The sequence below is a fragment of the Planococcus kocurii genome (genome assembly GCF_001465835.2).
In the GTDB taxonomy this organism is placed as follows: domain Bacteria; phylum Bacillota; class Bacilli; order Bacillales_A; family Planococcaceae; genus Planococcus; species Planococcus kocurii.
The window spans coordinates 2321729-2341036 of the sequence record NZ_CP013661.2 but is presented as its reverse complement, the minus strand read 5'-3'; the positions used below and the strand labels follow the sequence as shown (position 1 = coordinate 2341036).

At 41.2% G+C, this 19308-nt stretch carries 19 protein-coding genes, 1 pseudogene and 2 riboswitches; of the genes and pseudogenes, 15 read left to right on the top strand and 5 right to left on the bottom strand.

The genetic code is table 11. The features are described 5' to 3' along the window. Positions 1-48: 48 nt before the first annotated feature. The 3 genes from liaF to AUO94_RS11530 are packed head-to-tail and all read left to right on the top strand — an operon-like array spanning position 49 to position 2400. Positions 49-747, top strand: coding sequence for a cell wall-active antibiotics response protein LiaF (gene liaF / locus AUO94_RS11540; protein ID WP_058384351.1), 699 nt, complete (start codon positions 49-51; stop codon positions 745-747). Further along, positions 744-1790: a sensor histidine kinase gene (locus tag AUO94_RS11535; RefSeq protein ID WP_058384350.1), complete on the top strand. Its 1047-nt coding sequence runs from the start codon at positions 744-746 to the stop codon at positions 1788-1790. The genes liaF and AUO94_RS11535 overlap by 4 nt, the downstream gene beginning before the upstream one ends. Then, positions 1765-2400, top strand: a complete 636-nt coding sequence (locus AUO94_RS11530; RefSeq protein WP_058384349.1) for a response regulator transcription factor — start codon at positions 1765-1767, stop codon at positions 2398-2400. The genes AUO94_RS11535 and AUO94_RS11530 overlap by 26 nt, the downstream gene beginning before the upstream one ends. Before the next feature lie 122 nt (positions 2401-2522). Here AUO94_RS11530 and AUO94_RS11525 read toward each other — a convergent pair whose 3' ends face one another. Next, positions 2523-3785, bottom strand: a complete 1263-nt coding sequence (locus AUO94_RS11525) for a mechanosensitive ion channel (protein ID WP_058384348.1) — start codon at positions 3783-3785, stop codon at positions 2523-2525. 272 nt (positions 3786-4057) lie between these two features. Between AUO94_RS11525 and AUO94_RS11520 the strand changes: the two genes are divergently transcribed. Beyond that, positions 4058-4288 (top strand): helix-turn-helix domain-containing protein, encoded by a 231-nt coding sequence (locus AUO94_RS11520; RefSeq protein WP_058384347.1) that lies wholly within the window; start codon positions 4058-4060, stop codon positions 4286-4288. Positions 4289-4403: 115 nt separating this feature from the next. On the opposite strand, the gene metX is transcribed toward AUO94_RS11520, so the two are convergent. Further along, on the bottom strand, positions 4404-5417 hold the full coding sequence (gene metX / locus AUO94_RS11515; RefSeq protein WP_058384346.1) for a homoserine O-acetyltransferase MetX: 1014 nt from the start codon (positions 5415-5417) through the stop codon (positions 4404-4406). 12 nt (positions 5418-5429) lie between these two features. After that, positions 5430-6722 carry an O-acetylhomoserine aminocarboxypropyltransferase/cysteine synthase family protein gene (locus AUO94_RS11510; RefSeq protein WP_058384345.1) on the bottom strand — a complete coding sequence of 431 codons (1293 nt, stop codon included), beginning with the start codon at positions 6720-6722 and terminating at the stop codon, positions 5430-5432. 98 nt (positions 6723-6820) lie between these two features. Beyond that, a riboswitch (SAM riboswitch) is annotated at positions 6821-6936 on the bottom strand. Positions 6937-7069: 133 nt separating this feature from the next. On the opposite strand from AUO94_RS11510, the gene AUO94_RS11505 reads away from it, so the two are divergent. From AUO94_RS11505 to AUO94_RS11465, 9 genes and pseudogenes are all read left to right on the top strand, one after another. Continuing rightward, positions 7070-7711 (top strand): glycerol-3-phosphate acyltransferase, encoded by a 642-nt coding sequence (locus tag AUO94_RS11505; protein ID WP_058384344.1) that lies wholly within the window; start codon positions 7070-7072, stop codon positions 7709-7711. 111 nt (positions 7712-7822) lie between these two features. Further along, positions 7823-7937, top strand: a riboswitch (SAM riboswitch). A 133-nt stretch (positions 7938-8070) separates the two neighbouring features. Then, positions 8071-9102, top strand: a complete 1032-nt coding sequence (locus AUO94_RS11500) for a methionine ABC transporter ATP-binding protein (protein ID WP_058384343.1) — start codon at positions 8071-8073, stop codon at positions 9100-9102. Beyond that, a complete protein-coding gene (locus AUO94_RS11495) occupies positions 9092-9742 on the top strand; it encodes a methionine ABC transporter permease (RefSeq protein ID WP_058384342.1) in 651 nt (216 codons plus the stop codon). Before AUO94_RS11500 ends, AUO94_RS11495 begins: the two co-directional genes overlap by 11 nt. Before the next feature lie 32 nt (positions 9743-9774). Further along, positions 9775-10608 (top strand): MetQ/NlpA family ABC transporter substrate-binding protein, encoded by an 834-nt coding sequence (locus AUO94_RS11490; protein ID WP_058384341.1) that lies wholly within the window; start codon positions 9775-9777, stop codon positions 10606-10608. 27 nt (positions 10609-10635) lie between these two features. Next, a pseudogene (locus tag AUO94_RS11485) lies at positions 10636-11840 on the top strand (M20 family metallopeptidase). 169 nt (positions 11841-12009) lie between these two features. After that, on the top strand, positions 12010-13227 hold the full coding sequence (pepT, locus tag AUO94_RS11480; RefSeq protein ID WP_058384340.1) for a peptidase T: 1218 nt from the start codon (positions 12010-12012) through the stop codon (positions 13225-13227). A gap of 276 nt (positions 13228-13503) precedes the next feature. Then, positions 13504-13734 carry a hypothetical protein gene (locus AUO94_RS11475; RefSeq protein ID WP_058384339.1) on the top strand — a complete coding sequence of 77 codons (231 nt, stop codon included), beginning with the start codon at positions 13504-13506 and terminating at the stop codon, positions 13732-13734. 107 nt (positions 13735-13841) lie between these two features. Beyond that, positions 13842-14729 (top strand): EamA family transporter, encoded by an 888-nt coding sequence (locus AUO94_RS11470; protein WP_058384338.1) that lies wholly within the window; start codon positions 13842-13844, stop codon positions 14727-14729. A 99-nt stretch (positions 14730-14828) separates the two neighbouring features. Then, the gene (locus AUO94_RS11465) at positions 14829-15251 is read left to right on the top strand and encodes a pyridoxamine 5'-phosphate oxidase family protein (protein ID WP_058384337.1); all 423 of its coding nucleotides are present in this window, start codon (positions 14829-14831) and stop codon (positions 15249-15251) included. A 34-nt stretch (positions 15252-15285) separates the two neighbouring features. Here the strand turns inward: AUO94_RS11465 and AUO94_RS11460 are convergent, their stop codons facing one another. Continuing rightward, positions 15286-15720, bottom strand: a complete 435-nt coding sequence (locus AUO94_RS11460) for an RrF2 family transcriptional regulator (protein ID WP_058384336.1) — start codon at positions 15718-15720, stop codon at positions 15286-15288. 90 nt (positions 15721-15810) lie between these two features. Here AUO94_RS11460 and hmpA (AUO94_RS11455) point away from each other — a divergent pair, with 90 nt between their 5' ends. Together hmpA (AUO94_RS11455) and hmpA (AUO94_RS11450) are read left to right on the top strand one after the other, a co-directional pair. Continuing rightward, positions 15811-16998, top strand: a complete 1188-nt coding sequence (hmpA, locus tag AUO94_RS11455; protein ID WP_058384335.1) for an NO-inducible flavohemoprotein — start codon at positions 15811-15813, stop codon at positions 16996-16998. Positions 16999-17491: 493 nt separating this feature from the next. Next, positions 17492-18676: an NO-inducible flavohemoprotein gene (hmpA, locus tag AUO94_RS11450; protein WP_470382025.1), complete on the top strand. Its 1185-nt coding sequence runs from the start codon at positions 17492-17494 to the stop codon at positions 18674-18676. A 146-nt stretch (positions 18677-18822) separates the two neighbouring features. Here the strand turns inward: hmpA (AUO94_RS11450) and AUO94_RS11445 are convergent, their stop codons facing one another. Further along, positions 18823-19185 (bottom strand): VOC family protein, encoded by a 363-nt coding sequence (locus tag AUO94_RS11445; protein WP_058384333.1) that lies wholly within the window; start codon positions 19183-19185, stop codon positions 18823-18825. Positions 19186-19308: the final 123 nt, after the last annotated feature.

The window sequence follows — 19308 nt, the reverse complement described above, 5'->3', positions numbered from 1 at the left end:
TTTTTTCTTCTTCTCATTTTTTCTGATACAAAGAAGGAGGCAAAAGCCATGCAACATTTTCCAACAAACAGACAAGCATTTTTTTTGCTAAGTGCTTTATTATTAATATTCGTCGAAGCTGCCTTTTTTGGAAATGGCAGTGTGTTTTTGATTCTTCTTGGTATCGGAACTCTTTACTATGCGCTGAGAAACACCAGTAAATACCGAAGATCCTATTTTTGGATAGGTGCTTTTCTTATCGGCGTTTCTATTTTGTCTATGTGGAGTCTGAGACTGATGATTTTCGGGCTTGCCATTTACCTGTTGCTTCGTCTATGGAAAGGGCAAGCATGGCTTCAGACCACCCCTTTACAAGGTTCCGCAGATACAGGTCTAATCCAGAATAAAGTAATGGCCGCTCAAAGTACGCCAATCGAATCTTACGAGTGGAAAGACATTCATGTGCAAGGTTTTATCGGGGATATCCTTGTAGATACTACACATACTGTTTTACCTAAAAAACCTTCATTGATTTCCATACGACAAGGTTTTGGAAAAGTCCAAGTTATCGTGCCGTATGAAGTTCCGGTACGCGTCTTTTATTCTACACTTTTGGGAGAAGCTCGTTTTTTCAATGGGGATAGCCAACGCATTCTCAATACCACCATTCACGCGGAAGACGGCTATCCTGCGGACGAAGGCAACAGAGCTGAGTTGATTGTATCCGTGACTACTTGGATGGGGGACGTCGAGGTGATTCGTAGATGAGACAGATTGTGCCACGCAGCCTGTTTTTCACCTCTCTCTTTGCCTTGATTATCTTCAGCATTCTATTTGCTTTGCTTGGTTTGCCGTCATTCAATAGCTGGTCCGTTCTGTGGGAAGATTTTATCGCCGGCCTTCCTTTGGGTATTTGGTTGCTCGTTCTGATGCTCGCTCTGTCCGTCGGCATATCATGGTGGACCGAATCTTTGTCGCGATCAAAAGTGCAGGAAATCGAACAGATTTTCCAAGCCCTTTTGCGCAATGAAGACAAAACAGTCGTTCAAGCTGCCCAAATGAAAACCTTGCCGCGCAATTTGTCGAGTTCCATTCTAAAATTGCAAAAGTTATTAGAATCACAGCGTAAAAGCTTGACTCGCATTGCCAATGAACGTGCAGAAACGCAGGATCAGATTATCCAGGAGCGCTTAATTATGGAACGTCAACGGCTTGCTAGAGAGCTTCACGACTCCGTTTCTCAACAGCTTTTTGCTGCTTCCATGCTGCTGTCATCGATGACTGAAAGCGAAGAGGTGCAGCCTGGACTGTTGCAGACAGAAAAAATGATTCAGCAAGCTCAGTTGGAAATGCGCGCACTGCTTTTGCATTTACGTCCCGCCGCTCTTCACGACAAAAGCTTGCGTCAAGGATTGTTTGAATTGGTTAGTGAACTTAAAGAAAAAGTCTATTTTACGATTGATCATAAATTAGAAGAAGTGCCCCTGCAAAAAGGAGCCGAAGATCATCTGTTCCGTATTGCGCAAGAAACTTTATCCAATACATTGCGCCATTCCAAAGCAACCGAAGTTCATATTTTGTTTGTTGAACGCGATAATTTTGCGATTTTGCGTATTCAAGACAATGGTGTCGGATTTGAAAGTGAACAATCCAAATCGACTTCTTACGGTCTTAAACATATTGAAGAACGCGCCATCGAAATTGGTGCTACGAGCAAAATTGTTTCTGTTCCTTCTGAAGGGACCATTGTGGAAGTAAAAGTTCCAATTGAAAGGAAGAAGCCTAATGATTCGAATCTTGTTAGTAGATGATCATGAAATGGTCCGTATAGGTGTCTCTGCTTACTTGCAGTCTCAAAAAGATATGGAAGTTGCTGGCGAAGCCACAAACGGGCAAGAAGCCGTGCAATTGGCATTGGACTTGCGACCTGATTTGATCCTAATGGACATGGTGATGCCCATTATGAATGGTGCAGAAGCGACAAAAGCCATCATTGATCAATGGCCAGAAGCCAAAATTATGATTGTCACAAGCTTTCTCGACGACGACAAAGTCTATCCTGCACTTCAAGCCGGAGCCGTTAGCTATATATTAAAAACTTCAAAAGCTTCACGGATTGCTGATTCGATTCGTGAAACGATGAATGGCACTCCCGTACTTGAGCCAGAAGTGATGACAAAAATGATGAAGCAAATGCGTCATGAACGGGTTCTACACGACGAGTTAACTGAACGTGAGATGGAAATCTTGTTGTTGCTAGCTGATGGTCTGACCAACCAAGAAATTGCCGATCAATTGTTTATTGCCTTGAAAACAGTGAAAACACATGTCAGTAATATCTTGGCAAAACTTGAAGTTCATGACCGGACTCAAGCAGTTATTTATGCATTCCAGCATAAACTCATCTCTCCACTTAAATAAACCCCTCAAAAATGGGAATGGGGAACTCATTTAATCGTCTTATAATTGGATGCTCATAAATACACACCAATCAATAAAAAACTCCCAAAGCTACAAGTAGCTTTGGGAGTTTTTAAATAATCTTATAGATTTGGTTTGTCGTTCTCTTTTTCCATTTTCTTCTCAAGATTTTCAAGCTGACGTTTAGCAAACTCACGTCCACCCATACCGAAGGAAATAGCAAAGGCTACTGCAAGTCCCGCAATAATGAACAGGAAGGCAAGGTTAACGATATTTGTTGCAAAGTTCAACTGGTCAAGTGTCATAAATACAGCGATAATAATAATCGCATATTTGACAATTGTACCAAGGAAACGGTTACCTGAAGACTGCTTCACGTAGTTCCCAAGCACACTTCCCCCGATTAATCCAAGACCCAGAATAATTAGCGAACTAATCAGAAGTGGTAAGTATGCGATTACGGCTTCACCAATCCCGTTTAATACATCAAGCTGTAAAACATTCATAGCTTCTACAGTAAAGAAAATGATGATGATCGCCTGTACTACTTTGCCAATGATGTTCGCAATATCAATGCTCGGTGTTTTGGTTTTGTCTGTGTTCAAATACGTTGAGAAGCGATTGATACCTGTTCCGTTCAACAGGCTAATCAACAAGTCTCCTACAAATTTACCGATTAATACACCTACCAAGATCAAGATGATCGCTACGAAAATATTCGGGATCATGTTTAGAACTTGGTTGAGCATATTGACAATTGGTTCAGAAATCGAACGGATGTTTAATGTTTCTAACGCAATGGTCAAAATCGGAATCAAGACGATAACAAACACTACATTAGCCAATACATTAGCTAGAGTTGCTTTGTCTCCAGCGTCCATTCTTGTCGTACTTGTCGAAGCACCACTTGTTTTGTTAGTAAATTTATTGAACCATTTATCAATATTTATCGCTGTTAAAAGACTGAACACAAGGTTCTTCACAAATTTGGCAACAAAATAACCAATGACTAAAATGATGATGGCCATGAACAGATTAGGCAGGAATGCCAATAACTTGTTCATCATATTTGAAATTGGCTGTGCTACGTTGTTCATATCCAAAGCTTGCAAAACGCTCGGAATAAACAAAATGAAAATGAGGTAATAAAGAATTTTCCCTATGGAATCCAACATGCTGTCTGCACTTTCTTTTGTTTTCGCCATATGTCCTTTGACCATGGCCCGGTCTGCACCTGCTTTTTTTAACCCTTTGGTGAAAATGGCTCGTACAATTGTTGCGACAATCCAGGCGATAAGCAGTAATAGTAACGCGCCTAAAACATTTGGAATGTAGTCAATAATTGTATATCCGACGCCTCTAAAAGAATTACCAATATCATTCATACAGTCGTCCTCCTTTTTTTGTATAGTATTCACTAGTACTATCCCCGTACTTTCCTATCGCTAAACGCTTAATATATTAAAACCTTAGTCGCATAAAAAAACTCTTATTAACGAACAGTTCGAAGTCTAGATGTTAAAGTTCTAAAGAAAACAAGGTAATTGATGATTAACATCGTCTACTAACATTCTTTTTTAACGAACACACGATGACACCAATGGTTTGAGGTAGCCGTCTTCTTCTATTATAATAAAAGAAAAGAGGAGGAGATCCCATGTACATGACAGTCCAGGAAACTGCCACTTTTTTATCCATGCCCGAAGAACAAGTAAATCGTTACGTATTAGAAGGTCGTATCCGCGCAGTTCATGACGGGGAACAATACATCATCAATACCTCTCAATTTGAAGCGCATTTTCAACAATTGGAACAGGCCAAGCTAGCGCTAGAAGAATGGCGCACTATGCCCATACCAGAAGATGTGGATATTAAAGACGAAGACTAACTTTAGTACACATAGAAAAGCACCTAATGGACGCGTATCCTTTAGGTGCCTTTTTGTTATCGAAGATAATTTTCAACGTCTTGCTTGCGAAACAGTGCGAGCAGAAATTCACTAATTATCTGGTGAGCTCAGGCACTACTAGGCTTTTTAGCTTATTCTCGATAAATCCGCTCCATTTATCAAATTCAACAAGAAATCCATCATGGCCAAATTCTGTTTCAACGATTTTCCAACTTGCCGTCTTTTGTTTTTCAAGCCACGGAGCCATTAGCTCACTTGGATACAACAAATCGCGCGTAAAAGATAAGGAATAGACGGGAACATCTAGTACAGCATCTTGGATATCATGTGTATTCATAGCTCTCAGCAGTAATACATAGCTATTGGCATCAAAACGACCGGCTAATTTCTTGCCTTGATAATTCAAATATGACTGCACATCAAATTCTTCGCCATCGCCACTACGACCAAAGCGCCGATTGAACATATGACCGCTTCGATAAGTAACCATTCCTGCCATTCTAGCAACATGAAACCCCTTCAAAAGAGACGCATCTGCATAGTCTCCATTATTAAAATCCCCATCACTTTCAATCGCCAATATGCCAATGTGATTAAACGCCACTCCATAGTCACTGTAATAGGGAGTGACAGCTAGCGGAAAAATCGCATCCGTAAAATCTGGATAGAGGTTTCCCCATTCTAAGGTTTTCATTCCACCAAGGGAACCGCCAATGACTCCTGCAAGGTGGTCAATTCCCAATTCTTTTAATGCACGATATTCCGCTCGAACCATATCACGTATCGTCAATGTTGGAAAGTCAGCTCGGTAAGGAATTCCTGTTTTCGGATTTTTCGATAAAGGACCCGTCGATCCGTGACAGCCTCCGAGTACGTTAAAGGTAATCACTTGAAAAACAGTTGTATCCACGGGTTTTCCTGGTCCGATTAATCCTGCCCACCACCCTGGATTTTTTTCAGTACCGAATGCGTATTGGTTACCTGTCAATGCATGGCAAATCAGGATCGCAGGAGCTGTTTCATCTCCGAGACGTTCGTATGCAAGTTCCACATCATCTATCGTCTTAGTAGAGTCCAGGATTAATGAGCCAATGGATACTGTTTTCATGACGATCCCTCCTTATACCTTTTCCAAAACTGCTGCCTGTATGGCCTGTTCCAAATCAGCGATTAAATCTTCTGCATTCTCCAATCCAACAGACAAACGAATCAACTCTTCCGTTACGCCAGATGCAGTTAACTCTTCATCGTTCAATTGCTGATGTGTCGTGGAAGCCGGGTGAATAATTAGCGACTTGGCGTCTCCTACATTGGCTACATGAGACCAGAGATTTATGTGATCAATTACGTTACGTCCTGCTTCTCTTCCACCTTTGATACCAAAATTGACAATCGATCCATAACCTTCATTTTTCAAGTATTTCTTCGCCAATTGATGAGAAGGATGTTCTTCAAATCCAAGGAAGTTTACCCACTCGATTTGTGGATGCTGTTTTAAGTAATCTGCAATAATTTGAGCGTTGCTATTGTGTTTTGGAATCCGTAAATGTAAAGTTTCTAATCCTTGCAGTAAAGCATGAGCACTATCCGGGCTTAGTGAAGGGCCAAAATCACGTAATAATTGAACGCGAAGTTTTGTCGCAAAAGCTGCACCTGGTACATCAATGCCGTACCGCAGTCCATGATAGGTTTCGTCAGGCTGTGTATAATTTGGGAAACGTGGATTGTCCCAATTGAATTTCCCAGCATCCACCGCAACGCCACCAATTGTCGTTCCGTGTCCGCCAATCCACTTTGTCGCAGAATGAATGACGACGTCTGCACCAAACTCAATCGGGTTGCTGCCGTAAGGAGAGGCAAATGTATTATCAATCAATAACGGCAATCCGTTAGCATGGGCAATTTCTGCTACTTTTTCGACATCAAAAACATTCAAGCTTGGATTGCCAATAATTTCACCAAATATCGCTTTTGTTTTATCTGTAATTGCTGCTTTAAAATTTTCTGGATCGGTCGCATCGACGAATTTTGTTGTGATGCCATAGCGTGGTAGCGTGTTAGCAAACAAATTGTAGGTGCCACCGTAAAGACTGCTATCTGCTACGATTTCATCACCCGCTTCTGCAATGTTCAAAATGGAAAAAGCAATAGCGGCCATTCCTGAAGAAAGAGCAACTGCTGCAGTGCCACCTTCTAGTAACGCTACTCGTTGTTCAAAGACATCGACCGTCGGATTCATAATGCGTGAGTAAATATTGCCTGTATCTTTCAGTCCAAAGAGGTCTTGTGCATGCTGTGTATTTTTAAAAACATACGAAGTGGTTTTATAAACAGGAACACCTCTAGAGCCTGTCGTTGGATCTGGTTGTTGTCCTCCGTGTAATAATAATGTTTCTGGTTTAAAGTTTGTCATTTTCTATTCCCCCTGTTTTTTTAGTAGTAACACATGCTAAAGGGGACGAAAAAAGCCCCCTTCGCTAAGAAGAGGGCCGTAAATTACGGAGTTTCCTCCTCTTATCTCTCAGAACCTGTAAATCGATTCTGTAGGAATTAGCACCTTTACAAACAAAATGTCTGTCGGTTGCCGGGCATCACAGGGCCTATCCCTCCGCCACTCTTGATAAGAGTATTTGATTTGATTTTTGATCTTGTTGTGAAGTATAAAAACTTTATTGGCGTTTGTCAAGCTTATTAGTCAAAAAATTTTGAAACCTTGTCTTCTTTCAAACGTTATCTTTTAGTGTAGAGGAGGAATTAATGATGGTCATTTGGATTTTGCTCTTACTGATTACAGGTTATTTTATCGGTTGTTGTCATGGTTCACTTGTTGCACAAGCCGTATCAGGCGTGAACATCAAAAATTCGGGCGTAAAAAATTCCGGTGCTTCTAATGCAGCCATCGTGCTGGGTTGGAAATATGGTTTGCTCGTTGCCTTTATTGACGTTTCCAAAGGCTTTGCTGTTGTTGCGGGGTTACGTTTGTTAGTGGACTTAGGTAGCTTTTCAACTGCAACAATCTGGACCCTATTGTTCGTTGCAGGAGCTGCCGTAATAGTTGGTCATAATTTTCCGTTCTATATGAACTTTGACGGCGGAAAAGGTACAGCATCTGTAATAGGTGTAATGATAGCGCTTGACTGGAAGCTCGGGTTGCTCGGATTATTGTTATTGATCGTTGTTTCACTGGTAACAAATTATCTTGTCATTGGCGTATTCGTTTTGTACGCCGTGTATTTTGTAATTGCCTTTATCCCTGCAGTCGGTCTATGGCCGTTACTAATAGCGCTAGTCCTGTTCACGATGGCTTTATGGAAACATCGAGAAAATATTATCCGAATAAAGAATGGCAGTGAACCTACAGTATCATCAGTTTTTCGAAAGAAACCTACTCCGTCCATTTAGAAAGGAATACAATGAATTTTGAAGATTAAAAAATAAATTTCAATATTCATCTTGACTTTTTTGTTATTCCGCCATAAAGTAGGAATCACGAATCGAATAGCATACATCACTTTCTTATCCAGAGAAACCGAGGGACAGGCCCTATGACGTTTCGGCAGCAGATTTGTTTAACCGCAAAAACTGTGCCAACTCCTGCAAATGCATCCATGCATTTGGAAGATGAGAATTAGATGGTTTCAACAGGAGCCCTCTTTTTTCTTATGGTTAAGAAAAAAGGGGGCTCTTTTTGTCTAGTTTCTCGACGGATTGTGAGCATTAACGATTTGAATAACAATACAGCATGAGGAGGTCTACTTACTATGATTCAATTCGAAGGCGTCGCCAAAACCTACCAATCAGGTAAACAGGAAATCTATGCATTGAACGGCATCGATTTAACTGTCCAAACTGGCGAAATCTACGGAGTTATTGGCTTTAGTGGAGCCGGTAAAAGCTCGCTAATCCGCACTGTAAACTTGCTCGAACGTCCTTCTAAAGGACGTGTATTAATTCACGGAAAGGATATTTCGACGCTATCTAGCAAAGAAATTCGTACTATCAGAAAAGATATCGGTATGATTTTCCAACATTTTAATTTACTCCATTCAAAAACGGTTTATCATAACGTCGCTATGCCGCTCCTGTTAGCTAACACACCGAAAAATGATATCGAAAAACAAGTAAAAGAGTTGCTCGATTTCGTCGGACTTGCAGATCAGGCGCAAAAATATCCAGACCAGCTGTCAGGTGGACAAAAGCAACGCATCGGCATTGCTCGTGCTCTTGCAACGAATCCTTCCGTTCTGTTATGCGACGAAGCAACATCAGCACTTGATCCACAAACGACGAAATCGATTTTGGACCTACTTCGCAAAATCAATAAAGAATACAATATTACCATCCTGCTCATCACACACGAAATGGGCGTCATTCGAGAAATCTGTGACAAAGTGGCCGTGCTTGAAGCAGGGAAAGTTATTGAGCAAGGAAGCGTCTTTAACGTTTTCTCTAATCCACAGCAAGCTACCACCAAACGATTTGTTCGCTCTGTTATGAACGACGAGTTGCCTGAATCGCTGCTAGCACAAATTCAAGATAAACAAAATAATCAGGCCATATACCGGTTGCAGTTTACTGGCACATCAGTCGGTCAACCCTTCATGTCCCGAGTGTCACGTGACTTTAACGTTGATTTGAATGTACTATTCGGCAATATTACCGAATTGCAAGGTGTTCCATACGGCAACTTAATTGTCGAATTCTCTGGAGAGTCAAGCGAAGTGGAACGTGCCTTATCTTCTATTAGGGACAGCACTATTCAAATAGAGGAGGTCATTGATTATGTCCGTTGATTACGAACAAATTTTGGAAGCTTTATGGGAAACCGTCTATATGACAGGTGTTGCGTTTGGATTTTCGTTATTGATTGGCTTTCCTCTCGGTATCTTGTTAGTCGTTACACGTCATGGACATTTGTTGGAAAATGAAATCGTGTCTAAAGTATTGAATGTCGTCATCAATATTTTTCGCTCTATTCCTTTTATTATTTTAATGGTTGCCATTATTCCATTAACTCGGCTCATTGTCGGTACATCGATTGGTACAGCTGCAGCCATCGTTCCACTAGTTTTCTATGCGGGGCCATACATTGCTCGGTTAATTGAAAACTCTTTGCTTGAAGTCGATAAAGGTGTGATCGAGGCCGCACAAGCAATGGGTGCCTCTCCGTTGCAAATTATTTTTCGCTTCTTGATTCCCGAAGCGTTAAGTTCACTTGTTCTTGCTTTGACAATCGCTGTAGTTGGACTTATTGGTGCTTCTGCAATGGCTGGCGCTATTGGCGGCGGTGGTCTTGGGGACTTAGCCATTACATACGGATATCAACGATTCGACACGGTCGTAATGTTCATCACAGTAGCTATTTTGGTCATACTGGTACAAGGCGTTCAATCTTTTGGAAATGTATTATCGAGGCAAGTCAGACGTAATTAGTAAAATACACCTTAAAAATGGAGGAATTACTCATGAAAAAAATTTTAACAGCAACATTACTTTTACTACTGGTATTCATTTTGGCTGCTTGCGGAGACGATAGCAATGCACAAGGCAAAACGACCGTAACACTTGGTATTAGCGGTTCGGATACGACGATTTGGGATTATATTGCGGACAAAGCGGAGAAGGAAGGAATTGAGTTGGAAATCCAAACTTTTTCTGATTATGTAGCTCCGAACCTAGCGCTAGCTGAAGGGGAACTGGATTTGAATGCGTTCCAGACGATTTCTTATTTTGATGAATTTGTTGCTGAGCATAATATTGATATCGTACCGATTGGTTCGACCGTCATTGCACCGATGGGCTTGTATTCTGATAAATACGAATCTATCGATGATATTCCTGAAGGTTCACAAATCGCAACTCCCAATGAAGCGACCAACATGGGCCGCGCACTATTACTTCTCGACGAAGCAGGATTGATCACACTTTCTGACGATGCTGGACTTACTGGAACGGCAGAAGACATTATCGAAAACCCAAAAAACATTGAAATTGTCCCTATGGTGTCTGGTCATACACCACGTGCAATGCCTGATGTGGCTGCTTCAATCATCAACAATGGTGTTGCCGTTGATGCGGGATTAAACCCAACTAAAGATCCAATCGCTCGCGAAAGTGATACGGCTAAACCGTATATTAACTTGATTGCTGCAAACGCTGAAGACGCTGATAATGAAGCTTACCAGAAAATCGTCGAGATTTATCAACAGGAAGATACCGCTGAATTTATTATTGAGCATACGAAAGGTGCTCAAATTCCAACTGTTGTTACAGTAGATGAGCTTGTCGATTACCAATAAGAAGTTATCTATATAGGAGGAATTCCAATGACCCTTATCAAGGAAGCAAGACAGATCATCTCTCAATCCATCGACTCGCAACGTACGATATATATTGAAACAAGCCAGGCAATTCACGCCAAACCTGAACTTGGTAATGAAGAATTTTATGCGAGTTCTTTATTAATTGATTTGCTTGAAGACGCAGGATTACCGTTGACAAAGGCGTCGCCGGTCACGACACTGCTTTTTTTGCCAGTAAAGAAAGCTCACTTTCTGGGCCAACAATCGCTTACCTTGCTGAATATGATGCACTGCCTGGAATCGGTCATGCCTGTGGCCACAACATTATTGGAACCACTAGCGTCGCTGCCGCCATTGCATTATCAGAAACCTTAGACCTTATTGGTGGCCGAGTTGTCGTTCTTGGAACACCTGCAGAAGAAGGCGGTCCAAATGGTAGCGCCAAGGGCAGTTTCGTTAAACACGGCCTGCTCGAAGGTATTGATGCGGCTTTGATGCTACATCCTTCTGGAAATTCAGCTGTCACTGGTCCTTCCCTTGCTGTTGATCCATTGGAATTCCACTTTTACGGTAAGCCCGCGCATGCAGCAGGCTCTCCTGAACAAGGCATTAATGCACTTGATGCGGTCTTGCAGCTATTTAATAGCATCAATGCTTTGCGTCAGCAATTACCTTCAGATGCGCGTATCCACGGGATTATCACTCATGGAGGTGATGCACCGAACATCATTCCTGAATATGCGGCGGCACGCTTTTATATTCGGGGTGATTCTTGGAAGAAAACAGCTGACACTGCTCGTAAAATTCGAGCGATTGCTGAAGGCGCGGCATTGGCAACTGGTGCTACAGTAAAAATCGAACGTTTCCAAAATGAAGTGCGTGACTTGGTCATTACACCCGCTTTGGATGTGATTGTTCGTAGCGAGCTTGAAGCACTAGGTGAGGCGGTGGCAGATTCCCGGATTTCTGGCCTTGGTTCTACCGATGCTGGCAACATTAGTTACGTAGTCCCTACTGCACATGGCTATATTAAAATTGGTCCTGAAAGCCTAATTGCCCATACTGCTGAGTTTCGTGAAGCTGCTAAATCAGAGCAAGGCAATAATGCGTTGATCAAAGGCGCTAAAGCATTAGCTACTACTGGGTATCTATTGCTGACAAAGACAACTCTACTAGAGGAAGTACAAGCTGCGCATACAGAAGCATTAAAACTGAAAAAGCAAAACTAATTGAACGATGTCCCTTGCCGGGCGTCGTTTTTTTGTGACCAGAATTTTCACCATTTTCCCACTTCGTGCTAAACTACTACTATATGGGTTGAAGTTGCTGTTCCATAACGCTAAAAAAGTCGGCAACACCATTCAACTTGTACAGAACTTATTCTAGGAGGATTTATACATGTTAGAGACTTTAATTGAACGACTCGTTCGTTACGCCAAAATCGATACACAATCCGACTTCACTAGTACCACCACCCCTTCTACAACTGGGCAGTGGGACTTGCTCCGTGAATTGGAACAGGAAATGAAAACCATTGGCTTGACTGATGTCGATATGGATAAATCCGGTTACCTTTTCGGCACGCTTCCGGCCAATACCGACAAAGAAGTTCCTGTAATTGGTTTTTTGGCACATGTTGACACTGCGACAGACTTTACTGGAAAAAACGTTAATCCGAAACGTATTGATAATTATAATGGACAGGACATCTCACTAAATAACAGCATTACGATGACTGTGTCGGATTTTCCTTCTTTAAAAGACTACGTGGGCCATACGCTAATCACAACAGATGGCACGACATTACTTGGCGCAGACAACAAAGCCGGTATTGCTGAAATTATGACTGCAATGGAATATTTAAATGCTCATCCTGAAATTGAGCATGGAAAAATCCGCGTCGCCTTTACACCAGACGAAGAAATTGGTCGCGGTCCACATAAATTCGACGTTGAACGCTTTGGTGCACAATATGCATACACCATGGACGGCGGCCCTCTTGGCGAGTTGCAGTACGAAAGTTTTAACGCAGCGAGCGGGAAACTGACCATTCAAGGGAAAAGCGTTCATCCGGGATCAGCAAAGGATAAAATGGTCAATGCGCAAACAGTCGCTATTCAATTCCAACAAGAAATGCCGAAACATGAAGTTCCTGAGTTAACAGAAGGCTATGAAGGATTTATTCATTTGAATAATTTTGTTGGCGATATTGAAACAGCGGAATTGAGCTATATTATCCGTGATTTCGATAAAAATAAATTCGAAGATAAAAAACGGCATATGGAAGAAGTTGCGGAAAAGCTTCAACAGCAATATGGCAAACAAGCCATTCTGCTAGAAATTGAAGATCAATATTACAATATGCGGGAAAAAATCGAACCCGTTATGGAAATTGTCGATCGCGCAGAGCACGCTATGACTGCATTAGAAATCAAGCCGAACATTGTGCCTGTTCGTGGCGGTACAGATGGTTCTCAATTGTCGTACATGGGGCTTCCAACACCAAACATCTTCACAGGTGGCGAAAATTATCACGGAAAATACGAATTCATTTCTGTGGAAAATATGGAGAAAGCAACACAAGTCATTATCGAAATTGTAAAGTCCGTTAAATAAAACAGGTGTATTGGACCCAGTCCAATACACCTGTTTTTTTAGATAACACTTCTGGCGTTTTGTGCGCGTGCACAGTGAATGCCATATTGAAGAAGTTGGAAGCAGTGGAACTTTGATAAGTCGATGCCTGTCTTTGTGGTGGACATGCTCATTTTTACTGACAGATCAAAGCTATATCAAGGGTTAGTTATTTAGAAAATGTGGGTCTACTTCATGTTTCAAAAGTTTCATTTAAGGAATATAAAGACTACTACAAAAAAGAAAGAGGTGCTTTACATGTCAGACAAAAAACCATTTAAGGATGAAGATCGTAACATAAGCGATGGCGGTCCCATGGATAATCCTGAACAGTACAAAACGGATAAAAAAACACTTACGGAAATGCACAAAGAAGAAATGACTGTCGACACCATCCCGATGGAAGATTTGAAACAAGAAAAGCGTGAAGAAAGCGATAAACGTGGAACGAAAAGTAATTCTTCAAGCGAAGAAAAATTCCCAGAATAATAAATATGAACGCTCATAAAAGTAAATACTTTTTTAAAAAAACCATAGAGACTATTCTCTATGGTTTTTTTATGCTATGATTCTCGTTTGAACAGGAGTGAAAGAAAATGAAAAACTGGATTTATCCACTTATGGTTGTCGTAGCAGCAAGCTGTTATGGAATTCTCTCAACTATTATAAAAGTCGCAATGAAAAATGGTTTCACAGCCGCTGAAGCCGTGACTAGTCAATATTTTATAGGGTTCGTATTAGCAGCCCTTTTATTTTTTATAACACAGCGCAAAATGCCAAGAATTAAAGGTTGGAAAATCTTACTGCTGTCCGGCAGTTTCACAGCTGCTACCGGTATGGTTTACGCACACTCTCTTAACTATCTTCCCGCCTCACTAGCAGTTGTTTTATTGTTCCAATTTACATGGATCGGTATGTTCCTTGATTGTATCGTCAATCGGCGATGGCTGAAACGAACAGAAGTCTTTTCTTTAATCTTATTATTTACAGGAACACTGTTTGCCGCTGGAATCATCGGAACAGATCTAAGCGCGATTCCTTGGCAAGGATGGGCTTGGGGAATTGGAGCTGCTTTTTGTTTTTCGGCTTTCATGTTTGTTAACGGCAAGCAAATCGACGGTATGGACACTTCAGCTCGTCTGTTTTACGTATCACTTTTCGCAGCGATTATTGTTGGCTTTTTTCAAACACCCGAAATTGTTTGGAATGGACAATTATTCGCTGAAGGTTTGTGGGTTTACGGCTTGTTACTCGGGTTTTTCGGTATTATTATGCCTATTTACTTTTTCTCCATCGCAGTTCCGCGTGTTGGTTCAGGACTTGCCTCCATTTTAAGCGCGATGGAATTGCCAGTAGCTGTTCTCGCATCGGTTATTATTCTGGGCGAAGTGTTGACACCTCTTCAAATCGGAGGAATCTTCATTATTCTAATTGGTATGGTGCTGCCAAGTGCATTTAATCGAACACCTAAAATAATAGAATAGAACAAACATAAAAGACCCGCTCCTTCTAGCGGGTCTTTTATGTTTAGTTAAAGTTTAAAAAGGAATAGATTAAGTACAAAGACAAAAGGAGTGGTATGGATGAATCAGGAAGATGTTAAAAAAGCAGCGTTAAAAATTTTAGAGGAAAGTTACGTGGGAACTCTCGCAACAATTAAAGGCAATAAGCCTCATTCGCGTTATATGACTTTTTTTAACGATGATTTTACACTTTACACCGCTACCAGTAAAAAGACGCAAAAAGTCGACGAGCTAGAAGCTAATCCACATGCTCATATTCTTTTGGGATATGAAGGCGAAGGAGTTGGCGATTCGTTCTTAGAAATTGAAGGAACCATGTCGATACATGACGAACGTGAAATGATCGACAAAGTTTGGAATGAGCATTTGGAAGGTTGGTTTGAAGGACCTGATGATCCGAATCTTGTTATTTTAGCCATTAAACCTGATCGCGTACGGTTAATGAATAAAAAAGGGCAAGAGCCGCAAACTCTAGAACTATAAATAAAAAAACGGCTCAAGAGATTGAGCCGTTTTTTTATGTCTTCAGAATTTCGCGGAGCCCTTCTCGATTAAACATGAGGTCTTCAAGCGTATATTCATCCAGTACTGATAAATATGCGTTGAGTGCTTTGCCTAAAGCACCGCGTAGCCCGCAAATTGATGAAATGGGACAACGATTTGTAGCTGAATTAAAACATTCAACCAAATGGAAGTCGTCTTCCATTTTCCTAATTACCGTACCAATATTAATATGTTGTGGGAGATCTGCCAGACGAATACCACCGCCTCTTCCTCTTACTGTATGAATAAATCCAGCTTTTCCAAGCTCAAATGTAACTTTTGTTAAATGATTTTTGGATATATTGTAAGCATCAGAAATTTCTTGGATGGTCGTTAACTTTTCTGGATCTTTTGTGCCTAAATAAATCAAAACACGTAATGAGAAATCAGTATACATGGTCAATCTCATTTTACTCACCTCTTCTGATTGTTTATTATAGAGACTTTTTGGTTCTTTCGAAAGCAAATGAACCTCAAAATACGAAAAGGAGTGTTTACTATGTTATCAGAACAAACTCGGTCAATTGTTAAGTCGACTGTACCCGTTTTAGAGGAATATGGTATGGCAATTACTACTCGATTTTATGAAAACCTTTTTGTGGCACATCCTGAATTATTGAATATTTTCAATCAAGCAAACCAAGCGCAAGGTCGTCAACAAGCAGCACTAGCTAATGCGGTTCACGCAGCAGCCGTTAATATCGATAACCTCGAGGAAATTCTTCCGGCAGTTGTTCAAATTGCTCATAAACACGTGAGTGTCGGTGTCTTGCCTGAACATTACCCAATTGTTGGCGAATACTTATTAAAAGCTATGAAGGAAGTACTCGGGGATGCTGCAACTGATGACATACTTGAAGCTTGGGCTGAGGCTTATGACGTTATTGCGGACGCCTTTATCGGCGTTGAAAAAGACATGTATAAACAAACGGCAGAGCAGGAAAATAGCTGGATTTTCTTTAAAGATTTTATTGTGACACGTAAAGTAAAAGAAAGTGAAGTCATCACTTCCTTTTACATGAAACCTGCAGATGGATCTGACGTACCGCCTTATACACCCGGTCAGTATATTTCGATACGGCTTTCTATGCCTGGTGAAGAGTTTTTAGTTATTCGACAATATAGCCTTTCTCAAGCACCGAAATCAGATGAATTCCGTATCTCGGTAAAGAGTGAAAATGACAACGATCCAAATGGCGTCGTTTCTAACTACTTGCACAGCGGTGTCAATGAAGGTGATCACGTTGAAATTAGTGCTCCAGCCGGAGTCTTTGTCCTCGACATGACGAAGGTATCTCCGGTCGCATTTATCAGTGGCGGTGTTGGCATCACGCCGATGATGAGTATGTTTGAAACAGTTGCAAAATCTACACCAGAGCGTCCGACCACCTTCTTACATGGCGCTCGTAATCCACTGCAGCAAGCATTTGATAATGACATTCAAGTATACGCTAAGATGATGGCCGATGCTCGCTATAAAGCTGTTTATTCAGATGAACCCAACGGCTTTATTACCCGGGAAATGCTTGAGGAATATGTCGATCCCGCAAGTGATGTCTATGTTTGTGGACCCGCGCTATTTATGGAGATTATGATTCGTGAATTACATCGCATGGGCATTCCAGAAGAACAGATTCACTACGAATTTTTTGGGCCTGCTATGGATTTAAATACGAATAGTGAATAAATGCATTCCAGTCCAGCTTATGCTGGACTTTTTTTATGCGTAGAGAAGTGTTTAGGTGAAATATGAAGTATTTTGATGGATTTGGACAGTATTTTCCTGGTTTGGACAGTATTCATCGCCAAACGGACAGTATTTGAATGAATAGCGACTGTATATCCATTTAATGGGTTTTTTTAGTTTAACGACCAAAAAAATGCCGTTTGTCGAATCCACCCCGTGCCTGTCGGAGCTACACGGTCGCTTCCGCTTTTCTTTTTGTCCAGACTCCAGCGACCCACTCCTCGGGTCATAAGTCAACTCAACTGCGTGGCACAGAACGCCACACTGCTGATCTGCCTTATGCCTGTCGGAGCTACATGGTCGCTTCCGCTTTTCTTTGTTGTGACTTTTCTGTGAAATTAGTTGTGTCCAAATTTTAAAGATGTATTTTAAATATATCTTTAAAGGAATTAGAGGAGTATAGTCAAGATATAGAAAACAAAAGGAGAGATTGATTATGTTATCACAAGAAACAAGAGCGATCATCAAATCCACAGTACCGGTATTGGAAGAACACGGAACAGCGATCACGACTGTATTCTACAAGAACATGCTCGAAGCGCATCCTGAACTTTTAAATATTTTTAATCACGCGAACCAGAAAAAAGGTCGTCAGCAGGCTGCATTGGCAAACACGGTTTATGCTGCAGCCGTCCATATCGATAATCTAGAAGCTATTCTTCCAGCAGTTGTCCAAATTGCTAATAAACACGTAAGTTTGGGAATTAAACCGGAACATTATCCGATTGTTGGAGAATACTTATTAAAGGGGATCAAAGAAGTTTTGGGCGATGCAGCAACCGATGACATCATCAATGCTTGGGCAGAAGCATATGGCGTAATTGCAGATGCCTTTATCGGCGTTGAAAAAGAAATGTATGCAAAAATGGAATCTCAAGAAAACGGCTGGAGTTTCTTTAAAGACTTTTCAATTGTCCGCAAAGAAAAAGAAAGCGAAAGTATCACTTCTTTCTACTTGAAACCAGCTGACGGAAAAGATGTTCCTGCTTATCAGCCCGGCCAATATATTTCTTTACGCATGTCAATTCCAGGAGAGCAGTATTTGTTCAACCGTCAATATAGTCTTTCTCAAGCAGCTCAAGCAGACGAATTCCGTATTTCCGTTAAACGCGATGCAGACAATGATCCAAACGGCCGCGTTTCCGTTTATCTTCATGACGAAATGAATGTAGGCGATCGCTTTGAAGTTAGTGCTCCTGCAGGTGAATTCGTTCTCGATACTGAAAAAACTACACCCGTCGCATTTGTAAGTGGTGGTGTCGGCATTACACCGATGATGAGCATGTTTGAAACTGTGGCTACGTTAACTCCAGAACGTCCAACTGCATTCCTTCACGCTGCACGCAATGAATCTATGCATGCTTTCGATAAGGATATTCAGAAATACGTTGCGACTATGACTGATGCACGCTATAAAACGTTTTACTCTGACCAGCCACAAGGCTATATTACACGTACGGTTTTAGAAGAATACGTCGACATCACAGGTGATGTTTATGTATGTGGACCTGTTCCATTCATGGAAGCCATGATTCAAGAACTGCAAGCACTCGGCATGAAAGAAGAACAAATTCACTTTGAATTCTTCGGTCCAGCAATCGCTCTTCAAACCGTATAATTTTTTCTAAAAGCTGCCTATTTACCGGGCAGCTTTTGATATGCACTTATTTATCATTATGTATAGCAGTGGCTCCAATCACCATTTTACCTGCTACTAAAACCATTTATAAAATGCCAATGCCCTGACGTCGGGCATTGGCATTTTTATTTCAGAAATTCTAGCCGATTGCCGAACGGATCAAAAACAAAAAATCGTTCGACACCTGGAATGCTATTGTTTTCTTTCAATTCAATTTTGTTTACTGACAAATGTTCCTTTAACTCCTCATAACCAGCTACCTGAAATGCTGGATGTGCTTTTTTTGCTGGTGAAAATGGCTCTTCTACGCCTACATGCAATTGCTGACTACCAAACTCGAACCAGGCACCTCCTCTACCTTTTAGCGCTTCTGGTTTTTCAATCTCTTGCATTCCCAAAATCTCCGCATAAAAGTTTCTTGCAACTTGTTCTTCCCCTGCAGGTGCTGCAACCTGAACGTGGTCGATTGTTATAATAGAAAATTCCATTTCCTCACTCCTTTTCCTCAGTTTAATCGACTTCTCAATAAAATAATAGGCGAATAGCTCTTGTTAGATTGTTTGATGACTTTGCAAACTCTTCCCTTTTAACGTAGCATAATAACTGAAGAG

Bases quoted from the DNA above. Each gene is read 5' to 3' on its own strand.
- AUO94_RS11505 (WP_058384344.1), top strand. From the start codon at position 7,070: ATGGTCATTTGGATTTTGCTCTTACTGATTACAGGTTATTTTATCGGT.
- AUO94_RS11530 (WP_058384349.1), top strand. From the start codon at position 1,765: ATGATTCGAATCTTGTTAGTAGATGATCATGAAATGGTCCGTATAGGT.
- AUO94_RS11535 (WP_058384350.1), top strand. From the start codon at position 744: ATGAGACAGATTGTGCCACGCAGCCTGTTTTTCACCTCTCTCTTTGCC.
- pepT (WP_058384340.1), top strand. From the start codon at position 12,010: ATGTTAGAGACTTTAATTGAACGACTCGTTCGTTACGCCAAAATCGAT.
- AUO94_RS11520 (WP_058384347.1), top strand. From the start codon at position 4,058: ATGTACATGACAGTCCAGGAAACTGCCACTTTTTTATCCATGCCCGAA.
- AUO94_RS11475 (WP_058384339.1), top strand. From the start codon at position 13,504: ATGTCAGACAAAAAACCATTTAAGGATGAAGATCGTAACATAAGCGAT.
- AUO94_RS11445 (WP_058384333.1), bottom strand. From the start codon at position 19,185: ATGGAATTTTCTATTATAACAATCGACCACGTTCAGGTTGCAGCACCT.
- metX (WP_058384346.1), bottom strand. From the start codon at position 5,417: ATGAAAACAGTATCCATTGGCTCATTAATCCTGGACTCTACTAAGACG.
- AUO94_RS11465 (WP_058384337.1), top strand. From the start codon at position 14,829: ATGAATCAGGAAGATGTTAAAAAAGCAGCGTTAAAAATTTTAGAGGAA.
- AUO94_RS11500 (WP_058384343.1), top strand. From the start codon at position 8,071: ATGATTCAATTCGAAGGCGTCGCCAAAACCTACCAATCAGGTAAACAG.
- AUO94_RS11490 (WP_058384341.1), top strand. From the start codon at position 9,775: ATGAAAAAAATTTTAACAGCAACATTACTTTTACTACTGGTATTCATT.
- AUO94_RS11525 (WP_058384348.1), bottom strand. From the start codon at position 3,785: ATGAATGATATTGGTAATTCTTTTAGAGGCGTCGGATATACAATTATT.
- hmpA (WP_058384335.1), top strand. From the start codon at position 15,811: ATGTTATCAGAACAAACTCGGTCAATTGTTAAGTCGACTGTACCCGTT.
- liaF (WP_058384351.1), top strand. From the start codon at position 49: ATGCAACATTTTCCAACAAACAGACAAGCATTTTTTTTGCTAAGTGCT.
- AUO94_RS11495 (WP_058384342.1), top strand. From the start codon at position 9,092: ATGTCCGTTGATTACGAACAAATTTTGGAAGCTTTATGGGAAACCGTC.
- AUO94_RS11510 (WP_058384345.1), bottom strand. From the start codon at position 6,722: ATGACAAACTTTAAACCAGAAACATTATTATTACACGGAGGACAACAA.
- AUO94_RS11470 (WP_058384338.1), top strand. From the start codon at position 13,842: ATGAAAAACTGGATTTATCCACTTATGGTTGTCGTAGCAGCAAGCTGT.
- AUO94_RS11460 (WP_058384336.1), bottom strand. From the start codon at position 15,720: ATGAGATTGACCATGTATACTGATTTCTCATTACGTGTTTTGATTTAT.